This window comes from Merdibacter massiliensis, assembly GCF_900155395.1.
Classification (GTDB): Bacteria; Bacillota_I; Bacilli_A; order Erysipelotrichales; family Erysipelotrichaceae; genus Merdibacter; species Merdibacter massiliensis.
In genome coordinates this window covers 382236-394671 of record NZ_LT699727.1, presented here as the reverse complement: position 1 = coordinate 394671, position 12436 = coordinate 382236, and the positions used below count along the sequence as shown (strand labels likewise).

General features: G+C 40.8%; 11 protein-coding genes. 8 read left to right on the top strand and 3 right to left on the bottom strand.

The features are described from left to right. Positions 1–31: 31 nt before the first annotated feature. The gene (gene wecB, locus BQ9859_RS09920; protein ID WP_075877994.1) at positions 32–1135 is read right to left on the bottom strand and encodes a non-hydrolyzing UDP-N-acetylglucosamine 2-epimerase; all 1104 of its coding nucleotides are present in this window, start codon (positions 1133–1135) and stop codon (positions 32–34) included. Positions 1136–1345: 210 nt separating this feature from the next. Here wecB and BQ9859_RS09915 point away from each other — a divergent pair, with 210 nt between their 5' ends. The 7 genes from BQ9859_RS09915 to BQ9859_RS09885 all read left to right on the top strand — a co-directional run bounded on the left by BQ9859_RS09915 (position 1346) and on the right by BQ9859_RS09885 (position 8356). Beyond that, complete coding sequence (locus BQ9859_RS09915; protein ID WP_075877993.1) at positions 1346–2086, top strand: WecB/TagA/CpsF family glycosyltransferase; 741 nt, start codon at positions 1346–1348, stop codon at positions 2084–2086. Next, positions 2061–3296, top strand: a complete 1236-nt coding sequence (locus BQ9859_RS09910) for a nucleotide sugar dehydrogenase (protein ID WP_075877992.1) — start codon at positions 2061–2063, stop codon at positions 3294–3296. The genes BQ9859_RS09915 and BQ9859_RS09910 overlap by 26 nt, the downstream gene beginning before the upstream one ends. Next, complete coding sequence (locus tag BQ9859_RS09905; RefSeq protein WP_075877991.1) at positions 3293–5404, top strand: glycosyltransferase; 2112 nt, start codon at positions 3293–3295, stop codon at positions 5402–5404. Before BQ9859_RS09910 ends, BQ9859_RS09905 begins: the two co-directional genes overlap by 4 nt. Beyond that, positions 5404–5781: a hypothetical protein gene (locus BQ9859_RS09900; RefSeq protein WP_075877990.1), complete on the top strand. Its 378-nt coding sequence runs from the start codon at positions 5404–5406 to the stop codon at positions 5779–5781. The genes BQ9859_RS09905 and BQ9859_RS09900 overlap by 1 nt, the downstream gene beginning before the upstream one ends. A 15-nt stretch (positions 5782–5796) precedes the next feature. Continuing rightward, positions 5797–6600: an ABC transporter permease gene (locus tag BQ9859_RS09895; protein ID WP_161941295.1), complete on the top strand. Its 804-nt coding sequence runs from the start codon at positions 5797–5799 to the stop codon at positions 6598–6600. 3 nt (positions 6601–6603) lie between these two features. Continuing rightward, the gene (locus BQ9859_RS09890; RefSeq protein WP_075877989.1) at positions 6604–7365 is read left to right on the top strand and encodes an ABC transporter ATP-binding protein; all 762 of its coding nucleotides are present in this window, start codon (positions 6604–6606) and stop codon (positions 7363–7365) included. Between the two features lie 124 nt (positions 7366–7489). Next, a complete protein-coding gene (locus BQ9859_RS09885) occupies positions 7490–8356 on the top strand; it encodes a patatin-like phospholipase family protein (protein ID WP_075877988.1) in 867 nt (288 codons plus the stop codon). 51 nt (positions 8357–8407) lie between these two features. On the opposite strand, the gene BQ9859_RS09880 is transcribed toward BQ9859_RS09885, so the two are convergent. Further along, positions 8408–9058 (bottom strand): hypothetical protein, encoded by a 651-nt coding sequence (locus tag BQ9859_RS09880; protein WP_075877987.1) that lies wholly within the window; start codon positions 9056–9058, stop codon positions 8408–8410. A 159-nt stretch (positions 9059–9217) separates the two neighbouring features. Here BQ9859_RS09880 and BQ9859_RS09875 point away from each other — a divergent pair, with 159 nt between their 5' ends. After that, positions 9218–10801, top strand: coding sequence for an IS1182 family transposase (locus BQ9859_RS09875; protein ID WP_075877986.1), 1584 nt, complete (start codon positions 9218–9220; stop codon positions 10799–10801). 168 nt (positions 10802–10969) lie between these two features. Here BQ9859_RS09875 and gltX read toward each other — a convergent pair whose 3' ends face one another. Beyond that, complete coding sequence (gltX, locus tag BQ9859_RS09870; protein WP_075877985.1) at positions 10970–12436, bottom strand: glutamate--tRNA ligase; 1467 nt, start codon at positions 12434–12436, stop codon at positions 10970–10972.

The following is a 12436-nucleotide window of genomic DNA, read 5'->3' as shown; positions in this document are numbered from 1 at the left end:
TGTACACGCATCAATCGTTAAACCTCTTTTTTTATTCTTTGAAATAGGTATGTAAGGCTTGCAGGATGCGCCGGCTGGCTTTGCCATCCCCATAAGGGTTGGCTGCATTGCTCATTTGGGCATACGCCTGCGGGTCTGTCAATAAGTGTCTCGTCTCCTGAATGATTTTTTCTTCAGAAGTACCTACTAACTTTAAAGTGCCTGCTTTTATTCCTTCCGGCCGTTCTGTGGTATCCCGCAAAACAAGCACCGGTTTTCCTAAACTAGGTGCTTCTTCCTGGATTCCTCCGCTGTCTGTCAGGATCAGATAAGAGTGACGGATCATATTGTGAAAGTCAAAAACTTCTAATGGTTCGATGATCAGCACTTGTTTGCAGTCATCTAACATTTCGTGGGCCAATTTCTGTATCATCGGATTTTTATGACAAGGATAGATGACACGAATATCCGGGAATTGTTTGCAGAGCTTTTTGACAGCAGTAAAGATATGTTCTAATCCGCCATGTTGATTTTCTCTTCGATGGGCTGTCAGTAAAAGAATGCGGTTGCCGCCTGCCCATGTCAGAGCAGGGTGCTCATAATCTTTGCGGACAGTCAATTGCAAGGCGTCAATTGCGGTATTGCCTGTGACAAAGATGCTATGTTCGTCAATGCCTTCGTTTAATAAATTTTGCGCACTGATTTGTGTGGGGGCAAAGTGCAGGCTGGCGATACGAGAGACCATCTGGCGATTCAGTTCTTCCGGGAAAGGAGAATAACGCTGATAAGTACGTAATCCTGCTTCCACGTGTGCTACGGGGATCTGTAAGTAAAATGCACATAATGCGGCTGCAAATGTCGTTGTCGTATCACCATGGACCAGAACCATGTCCGGATGCTCTTTTTCCAACACGGGAGTTAATTTTTCTAAGATCGCAGATGTGATGCTTTGTAAGGTCTGTCCATGTTTCATGATATTGAGATCGTAGTCAGGCTGAATGGAAAATGTCTGTAAGACACTGTCTAACATTTCTCTATGCTGGGCACTGACACAGACCAGGCTGGTCAGAGCAGGGTCCTTTTTTGCTGCAGCGATGATCGGCGCCATCTTGATGGCTTCTGGTCTTGTTCCAAATATGCTCATGATCTTAATCATAATGAATTCATCCTTTCTCTCACTGTTCTTCTTAATAGTAAAGAGAACGAGAAGGAGAAACATCGCAGTTCTTGTAAGATACAGTAAAAAATCTGTTAAAGAGCGGATAGATGGGTAGAATGTTAACGGAAAATTAACACTTTTTTCACAGAGCGTAGAAAAAAGAAAAAGAAAGCTTGTTATATTTTACTAGATGAGGTTGGTGAAAAGATGAAAGAAACGACAGTCCTTGGCATAAAAGTAAGTGTGATAACCAAAAAAGAAATTTTGTTACTGGTCAGACAATGTGTCGATGAAGGGGGAAAACTGACTTTTGTTGCGATCAATGCTCGGAAAGTGATCCGTGCAAAAGAAGATCCTCGCATAGCGGCCTTGTTAGAAACATTTGATATATTCTTAGCTGATGGGGCATCTATCGTAAAGGCAGTCGATCAGCCGGTTGAACGAATCACCGGTGTGGATCTGATGGAATATCTATGTGCATATGCGCAAGCATTATCGCTTCGCATCTTTCTGTATGGATCAAGCAGAGAACATAACGAACAGGCGCAGCAAGCATTGAAAACGAAATTTCCTTATCTGCAGATCGTTGGCAGCATGGATGGTTATGCAGATGACGGAGTGATTGATGCCATCAATCAAAGCAGAGCCAACATCGTGTTTGTCGCAAAAGGTACGCCCGCTCAGGAATACTGGATCGCACAGCATAAGAATGAGGTTTGTGCCAATGTGTTTTTAGGGGTAGGCGGTGCCTTGGATATTTGGAGCAATGCACTGCGCCGGGCACCGAAATGGATCCAGCGATTGGGCCTGGAATGGCTGTTTCGAATGATCTTGGAACCAAGACGATTTGCTCAATTACCGGAACTGATACGTTTTCAAAGAGCAGTGATGAAAGATAAAAAGAAAAGGCAGGTAAAAAAACATGAAATCACAGAAGAGAGAAATTAGTGTAGTTGGATTAGGTTATATAGGTTTGCCGACAGCAGTTGTGCTTGCACAAGCGGGACATCATGTAAAAGGATATGATGTAAAAAAAGAAGTTCGTGAACATTTGGCAGGCGGTCATATTCATATCGTAGAGAATCAGTTGCAGGAAGCATTCAGTAATGTATTTCGATCAGGTGCTTTAACGATCAGCGAGACGCTGGAAGTATCCGATGTTTATATTCTCTGTGTGCCTACTCCGTTTTTAGATGGAGAAGAAAAGAAAGCAGATCTCAGCTATGTCCGCAGTGCGGCGCAGCTGGTGGCAGGGGTGTTGAAAGAAGGCGATTTGGTCATCTTGGAATCGACTGTTCCACCTTATACAACCCAAATGATGAGCGAAATATTAGCGCAAGGCAGCGGTTTGCGTCAAGACCAGTTTTATACGGCACATTGTCCGGAGCGGGTATTGCCGGGACGTATCTTGTATGAGCTTCGTCACAATGATCGGATCATCGGCTCTCAAAATCCGCTGGCAGCCGCTATGACAAAAGACTTGTATGAAAGTTTTGTAAAAGAAGGGCATTGCTTGGTGTGTGATGATGTTACAGCAGAAATGTGCAAATTAGTTGAAAATACGTATCGGGATATCAATATCGCATTTGCCAATCAACTAAGTGAAATTTGTGATCAAGCAGGCATCGATGTCTATCAATTGATCTCCTTGGCAAATCGTCATCCGCGTGTGAATATCCTGCAGCCTGGTTTAGGAGTGGGAGGACATTGTTTAGCAGTAGATCCATGGTTTTTGGTAGAGCGTTTCAAAGAAGATGCATCCTTGATTCATGAAGCACGCATCATCAACGATGAAAAGCCAAACTGGGTATTAAAGAAAGTCGTTGAGGATTTACAAAATGATACAAATAAAAAAATTGCAGTCTTAGGAATGGCATATAAACCCAATATTGATGATATGCGGGAAAGCCCGTCGCTGCATTTGGCACATGCACTCATCAAGAGAGGATATACAGTGATGGGATGCGAGCCGAATACAGATGCAAAAGAATTAGAGGGAATTCCGTTAGCTTCTTTGCAAGAATGTATCGAGCAAAGTGATTATCTGATCATTGCATTGGCGCATCATCCATTCTTAGAGGAACAAGCAAAAGCAGAGATATTGCGTCATCCGCATTTTGATTGTATCGGTTTTGCACAGATGGAGGCACACGAGTGAAAAGAATTCTGATCTATGGAGATGTTGATCTCAATATCATCGATGGTTCGAGTGTCTGGCTGGTCAATTTAGCCAGACTTTTGAGCATGGATGAAAATATAATTGTGGATATTCTTTTAAAAAAACGGATCCGCCGCAGTATCCTGGTTTCGCAGCTGCAAACTAGTTATCGTGTCCATTTGCTGTATGCAAAAGAATATATCGATACCGTAACAGAAGTGCATGCGCATAATGCAGTCAAAGTGATCCAACGCATTGATAAGCTGGCGGATTATAGCTGCATCATTGTCCGGGGAAGCGCTGTTGTCAGATCCATGCTGCATGCTCCGTTCATTGACCGCCTGGTACCGTACTTAACTGATTTTTGTCATGATGAGACGAAGATTGCTTTGGAAGAAGTGGCATTTCTTTCTGAGCTGTATCGCAAAGTACGATGTTATTTCGTACAAACTGCAGCCATGAAACGCTACTTGATGCGTGTATTGCATGTAGACGGCGAGAAGTTTCACATTCTCTATCCGATCGTTTTTCCTTTTCCAAAACAGGAAAGATATCCGAAGTCATTGATTTATGCCGGAAAGATCGCCAAAGACTGGAAGATAACAGAATTATTGCAAATGATGCATAAGATACAAGTAATCGATCCATCCATCACCTTGCATTTTGTCGGTGATAAATTCAATTCAGATATGGCGGATCAAAAAGAGAAGATCCTGCAAGAACTCAATGAAGCAGCAAATATCCGCTTTTATGGTTCATTGTCCAGAGAAGAATTACAAAATGTCATGAGCCGCTGTGAAATCGGGTATGCGTATCGTAGTACACGGATCGATCATCCAGGTTCTTTAGAAGTTTCAGTCAAATTGCTGGAGTATTGTCAAGCCCAGATACCGATGGTGCTGCGCCGTACACCGATGCATGAAGAAATCTTGGGCAAAGACTATCCACTGTTTGCGGATAGTGAACAAGAGTGTTTGGAGAAACTGCTGTATGTATTTCAACAGGAAAATTTAGAACCTTTGCGCGCATATTTACATACTTGCAGTAAACGATTTCATTATCTGACGATTGCAAAAACAGTAAAAGCAGCATTATCTTGTTATCCGGACCGCAAGACCCGCCTTCTAGTAGCGGGACATGATCTGAAATTTATCAAACCATTGTTTCCTTTGATGCAGGAAACATTTGCTCTTACCGTACAGGAACAGCAGGAATACAGTGATTTTTCAAAACGAGAGGCAAAACGCTTGCGTGATCAGGCAGATATCATTTGGTGTGAATGGTTATTGACAAGTGCACAATGGTATTCACAGCATCGCTACCCGCATCAGTCTTTATTTATTCGCGGACATCGTTTTGAAGTGATGCGCGGATTTGGCAGACACATCGATTTGCTTCATTTGGATCAGCTGATCTGCGTTTCTTATTACTATATGGAAGAATTTATGCGCCGTTTCCAGATCCCTATGGAGAAGTGCTGCGTCATCAACAATTTTATTGATGTAGCTGCTTATCCGACAAAGAAAAAAGAAGATGCTCAGTTTCATTTGGCATTGATCGGTTCTTTACCGAAACGAAAAGGCTTGAAGCGGGCAGTTGAATTATTATCGATACTGAAACAAAGCGATTCTCGTTATTGCCTGCATGTGCCCGGCAAACGTCCGCAAGAATTTGCAAATACATGGAACGTGTCGCAGGAACGCCAATACTACGAGGATGTGGATCGTTATATAAAAGAACATGATCTGAGTGACAGTGTAATTTATGAGGGCTGGGTCCATGTACCGGATTTCTTGCAACAGATCGGCTATGTGCTTTCTTTGAGTGATGCCAAATATCCAGAGAGTTTTCATATAACGCCCTTTGAAGGATTGGCGTCCCATGCAATGGCTTTATGCTTGCCTTGGGAGGGTATTGAATATCTATATCCAAAAGTGTGCGTGCTTCCATCTTTATCTGCGATTGCACAGCGGATCCTCTTTTATCAAACGCATCCGCAGGTCTATCAGGAAGATGTGAAAGCAGGTGCACAGTTTGTACAGGACAATTATGATCGGCCGATCATTTGGCAATCCATTTTGCACTTGTTGTTAAACGGGAGGGCATGATGAAAAAATATATCATTCGTATCGCTAAAAAAAATGAACTGCTTTATCGAATGGCGAAACGTTTTTATCGCAGCGTTCGGCCGGCAGCACCTACACTTTATCAAAATTATGATTATGTCATTGCGTACAGGGCAAAAGAAGAACAGCAACTGTCAGCGATATTTGCCCATTATGCGCAAATAAAAAAAGACAATACACGTTTATTGATTTTTTGGGAAGGAGAACCGCTGCTGCTGCATCGTTTGATGCGGGAACATCCTTCGACGTACTTTCTATCTGTTGATTATTATGCCCGTTATCATCAAAAGTTACGGGTACGCAATTTTATTTTACTGGATGTGCATCAGGAAGCTCCGTCCATTTTAGAATTTATTTAGTAGGGAGGGATCGATTTGTTGTCAAAGATCGTGAACCATATCAAACGTTATAACCCTTATTCTGTCTATGCCGCAAAATCAGAGTTGAAAGGGGAAGTTTCTTCCTCTTATTTGACTTGGATCTGGTGGATCTTGGATCCGGTTTTGTTCATGCTGGTATATGTGTTTATCACTGTTGTCGTATTTCGTTCCAGCGGCGAATATTTGCCGGTCGTTGTCATCATCGGTCTAACGGTATGGAATTTCTTTAATAAGAATGTTTCCATCAGTGTGCGTATCGTGAATACCTTTAAAGGCATCGTGTCCAAGATCTATATACCAAAATATATGTTGATATTGGAAAAGATGTATGTGAATTTTTTTAAGATGCTCATTTCTTTCGGCATCGTGATCGGCTTCATGCTGGCATATCACATTCCCTTTCGTATCCAGTTGATCTGCTGCATACCGATCATCGTGCTGTTATTTGTCTTGACGCTTTCTATCTGCATCATCGTTGCCCATTTTGGAGTCTATGTGAATGATCTCTATAATATCGTGCAGGTCATCCTGCGTTTCATGTTTTATCTTTCAGGGGTATTTTACGATATTGGCGACCGTTTGGGAGAGCGGATGTTTCTGGGGCTGAATTTAAATTGGCTGATGACGCATGGTAATCCAATTGCTTATTTGATCGATGAATTGCGTTCGATCATCATTTATGGCGAATGGATGAATTTGAAAATGTTTCTGTACTGGACCATATTGTCCTTCGTTTTATTGTTCATTGGACTGCATCTAATGTATCGTCACGAAAACAGTTATGTAAAGGTGGTGTGATCAATGGATGAAATCGCAATTGAAGTAAAAGATGTACATGTGATCTATCGCAGCATGAAATCTTTCTCTGTGCGAAAGAGCTTAGGGCAGATCCGTCAGCGCAGAGATTGTTATGAGGCTTTAAAGGGGGTCTCTTTCACTGTTCCCAAAGGTAAGATCATCGGCATCATCGGCAAGAATGGGAGTGGAAAAAGTACATTGCTGAAGACGATTGCCGGTGTGTTTTCTCCCGATCAAGGAGAGATCAACACCTTTGGAAACCGTTTATCGTTGCTAGCAATCGGTATTGGTTTTCAGGCAAACTTGAGCGGGCTGGAAAATATCTTTTTATCAGGATTGTTATTAGGGTTTAGTGAAAAAGAAATCCGGCAGCGTTTGCCCGAGATCATTGCCTTTTCCGAATTAGGGGATTTTATATATAAACCTGTAAGTTCTTATTCCAGCGGAATGTATTCAAAACTTGCCTTCTCTATTACGGCTATTTTGGATACGGAGATCATCTTGATCGATGAGGTGTTGAGCGTAGGGGATATCAACTTTCGGGAAAAGAGCTATGCCAAGATGAAAGAGATCATATCCGATCATAATAAGACAGTCATGATCGTTTCCCACAGCAATGCCAGTATCTTAGAGCTGTGTGAGGATGTGTTATGGATTCATGACGGTGTCGTAAAAGAGTATGGTCCTGCTCAACAAGTGGTGGAGGATTACGAAGGCTTTATGCGGCGCTATCGCCAGCGTCATGCAAACGATGGGAAAAAGTAGGAAAGTATAAAAACCTTTGAAAATAAAAGCTTTTTACACATCTTCTTTATCATTGTATTTCTATCTCTTTTTCTTTACGTATGATACAACGTAGGTTATAATAAGTAAGATTGAGGTGTCGAAGATGGTAAAAAATGTAGGTTTGATCTGTGAAGGCGGAGGAACAAAGGCAGCATATTCAGCTGGTGCTTTGCAGTGCCTTCTTGATTGTAAGATATATCTTCCTTATGCGGCAGGCATCAGTGCAGGAGCCGAGATCCTGTTGGCTTATGTGTCTCGCCAGCGGGACCGTTTATTTGTGACTGGAGTGCTGTCTGCTTCTCAAAAAAGTGCGGTAGGCATACGCCCATTGATTCATGAGCGTGGTTTATTTGGTATCCAGTCGACCTGTGATTTTATTGAGAAACATGCTCCGCTGGATGTAGAAACCTTTTTCAAAAGTGAAACACAGTTAGATATCGGTCTGTATAATATGGATACGAATCAGATTGAATATTTTGACAAAAGCTACTTTGATCCGAAAGAGCAGACATTGGTAAAAGCTGCTTGCGCATTATTTCTTTTGACGCGTCCATATCAATTCTTAGGACATAAATATATGGATGCCGGATTGATCGATATGATACCGATCGAACAAAGCATTCGGAAAGGAAATGAAAAACATATTTTCATTTCTACAAAAGAAGAAAACTACGTTCGTAAACCGGCACCTAACTGGCAGCTTCGTTTGGCAAAACTCGTTTACCCGGGAAATAAAGAAGTGACAGAAAATTTAAAAAAGCGTCATATTCGCTATGAAGAACAATGGGGAAAGGTCAAACAATTAGAAAAAGAAGGCAAGGCGCTGATCCTTCGGCCAAAGAAGGACCTTGGAATTACCCGTTATACGACGGATCGTACATTGCTGGAACCTTGGTTTCAGCTGGGATATGATGAAACGATGGAACGCATAGATGAAATTCGAGCTTTTGTAGGAATAGAAAATAAATAGGCATAAAAAAAGATAGGGGCGGATGTAAATTACATCAGCAAACCTATCTTTTTATTTTTTATCATGATCGATCTTTCGCTGTAACATCAAAGATCCCCATGCAAGAGCTGCAGTTAGGATCAGAAACAGGATGGTAGGAAAATGAAAGATCGTATAAGTTAAATATGTCCGGGATAAATAGGTCAGGCCTAAGAAAGCACAGAAGCATCCAAGAATGACGAGCCAGTAATAAAAGGAAGTGGTACTGGAAGAGCGCAGCAGCAGGCTCATCAATATTTTTGTGATCACATATAAGATCATGGTATTGGCCAGTAAAGACAAAGTCAAAGGGAAGGAGTACTGCATAGGAGATTGATTCAAGAGCGGTTCTACCAAAGCATCCAATGCGACTTCATAAATGCCTGTATATAAAAATAAGATAATCGGAAAATCTGAAAAAGAAAGAAGGAATCTCTGCAGCAGAGACAATTTCTTTTTTTCTTCCTGTATATAGATCTGACAATTTGTGATACTTTTTTCTTCATTGATCGTATGTGAACGGCACTGCTCGACAATGTCAAAAAGAAATGCCAATCGTCTGGATTTCGGCAAGTTTGCTTTTTTTAATTGCATGTAAATGGATCGGATCATGGGATGATATTGTGGATCGCATTGCTGCAAAAGATCATTCTCTTCTCTTTCTGCATAAGTCAATAAATTCATGATGACCTCCTGATTGGGAACATAACACTATCATTCTAACGAAAAGCATAAAAAGAATCAACTATGGAAAAGAGGCTGTAACGAATAAGGAATAGCCAAAAATAAAAAATGCATCTAATCTCGAAAGAGAAAGGATGCATTTTTTGGTATAATTTAGCTATGAAAAACATCGAAGTGTTAGAGCTAAATCATTCCTATTTGAGCAATAGGAATTATACCGCATTTCAGATGATTTTACCACTGGATTGTGAAAAAAAGATCGATTCTTCTGATCCGGTGTACAGTTTTCTTGAAGTGATGGAAGGAGTCAACTGGAACAAATATCTTGATCACCCTGCTCACAGAGGGCGTGAAGAATATAATCCCTTCAAGATGATCAAAGTCATCCTGTTTGCGTTCATGAATCATATTTATAGTCTAAGAGATATTGAAAAAAGCTGTAGAAAAGACATCCGTTTCATGTTCTTGATGCAGGAGGAAACGCCAAGTCACATGGCATTTCATCGTTTCATCCAAAAGTATTTAAAATATGACATCCAATTCATTTTTAGAGATATATTTGAATCAATTGAGATATTAGATCCGTCAATTGATCATGATACGGTTTATATTGATGGAACCAAGCTTGAGGCCAATGCCAACAAGTTTACTTTCATCTGGAAAAAGACTGCAATCAAAACAAGAGATAAAATATTCACTCGATTAAACGAATGGGTCAGGAAACTGGGTGATCGTATTGAAGCATCTCAAAAAGAGGAGTGGACAATAAAAGACATAGAAAATATGGCTAACCAAATTTTTCATATCGTTGAACAAGAGGGAATCACTTTCATTTATGGAAAAGGTAAGCGAAAAAGCCAGATTCAGCGTTATTATGATGAATTGATGAAATACAAAGAAACACTGCAAAACTGTTTGGAAAGAATTGAACTATGCGGTCCTGACAGAAACAGCTGTTCGAAAACAGACCACGATGCAACGATGATGCACATGAAAGAGGACCATTATATGAAGACAGGAATCTTCAAGGCAGGATACAATGCACAGATAGCAGTAAGCAGTGAATATATCCAATTGGCTTGTATCTATCAGGATAGAACCGATCAAAAGACATTTATCAAATTTCTTGAAACATTCAGAGCACTTTATAACAGGATGCCTAAAACAGTAGCAGCGGATGCAGGATATGGATCCTATGATAATTATTTCTTCTGTTTAGAAAATGATATGGAAGCCTATATCAAATATATGATGTATTCAAAAGAAAAAGAAACGAGCTACAAGAAAAAAACATTCATCAAATCAAACTGGAACAGAAATGGAAATGGAAGATATATCTGCCCGGCAGGACATGAATTTGGCTGTATCAATGAAACGGTTGATAAGAGAAGCAAATATTATCGAATCAATCAAACGCACAGTTGTGGCAAATGCACGGATTGCCCACTCAAATCTCAATGTACGAAAGCCAAGGGAGATCGAACGATAAGCGTGAATCCGATACTTGAGGAGTTTGAAAGAACAGCGAGAGAAAAGCTAAACAGCGAAGAAGGAATCCGCCATCGAGTGCAAAGATCCATACAAAGCGAAGGAGCATTTGGAGTGATAAAAGAAGATTATGCTTATGACAGATTACATAGGAGAAGCATCAAAAATGTAGAAATGGAGTTCCTGTTGGTGTGCGTAGGCTTTAATCTGATGAAATATCATAACAAAAAAATAAGAAAAAAAGCACAAGCATAAATAATGTTGATAGGTTTTCCACAATAGGTGTTTTCATAATGCCAAAAAACAGGGATAATTGGGAGAATTGAAACAATTTCAAAGTAAAGAAAAGAAAAAAGAGGTCGTAACCTCAATAGACAGATTCGTTTAATTATAATCTTCTATTTCGTTACGGCCTCTTTCTTCTTATTGATTTAGTTCTGCTTCTAATTTTTCAATTCCTTTGTCGATGCGGGCAAGTGTTTCTTCTTTTCCTAAGATATAAGCAATTTCAATAGCCCCGCCTGGTGTGAATTGTTTACCGGTGATAGCTGTACGAACTGGCCATAATAGCTGACCGTTCTTCATCTCTAGTTGTTTTGGCAAAGCCATCAGCAGTTCATGAACACTTTCTTCACTCGACCAGTCCTGCAGATCCGCCAATGCGCTTCTTGCGGCCTGTAATGCTTTTAATGCGATTTCTGGAGTGGTCTTCATCTTTTTATGAACATACATGGCAGTATCATATTCCGGCAATGTATCAATGAAGTCTACACTTTCCTTGATCTGTGCCAATGTATCGATGCGCGGCTGCAGGATCTTAGCGACCGTAAGTAAATCTACTTCGCGATGAATGCTGTCTTTCAAGATATCTTTGATCAGGTCATAGAATTCTTCCAGGCTCATATTGCGTAAATATACGCCATTCATCCAAGTCAGTTTATCAATATCGAAAATTGCCGGACTTTTGGAGATACGTGAAATCTTGAACTCTTTGATCAATTCATCCAGCGTATAGATTTCTTGTTCTGTTTCCGGAGACCATCCCAGCAGCGCGATATAGTTCAAGATTGCTTGCGGCAAATATCCTTTTGCGACAAGATCCTGGAAGCTGGCATCGCCATTGCGTTTGCTTAATTTATGATGCTCATCTTTCATTACCGGAGGTACATGCACATAAGTAGGGATGTCCCAGCCATAAGCCTGATAGATCAAATTATATTTCGGCGTGGAAGATAAATATTCATTTCCACGTACGACATGCGTGATCTCCATTTGATGATCATCGATGATATTTGCAAAGTTATATGTTGGGAAACCGTCTGATTTGATCAGGATCTGTTCATCCAAAACATCTTTATCCACTTCAATACGGCCATAAACCTCATCATCAAAATACGTTTCTCCATCCCCTTTGATGGTCTGACGGATAACATAAGGTTCGCCTGCAGCTACTCTGGCTTTTGCTTCTTCTAAAGAGATATGTTTGCAAGGATCGTCATATTTAAATGAAATACCTAAGCTGTCAGCCTCTTTGCGCTGGCGTTCAATTTCTTCCTCGCTGCAGAAACAATAATGTGCTCCGCCGAGCTCTACCAATTCTTCAGCATACTTTTTATACATTGGCAAACGTTGTGACTGTACGTATGGACCATGGTCGCCGCCGATATCCGGTCCTTCATCATGCTGGAGACCGACTGTTTTCAATGTGTCATAAATAATATCTGTTGCCCCTTCTACCAAACGTCCCTGGTCGGTATCTTCGATACGCAAGATAAAGTCGCCGCCTTCATGCTTTGCGATTAAATATTCAAATAATGCTGTGCGCAGATTTCCAATGTGCATATAACCAGTTGGACTCGGCGCAAAACGTGTTCTTACTCTTTTTGCCAT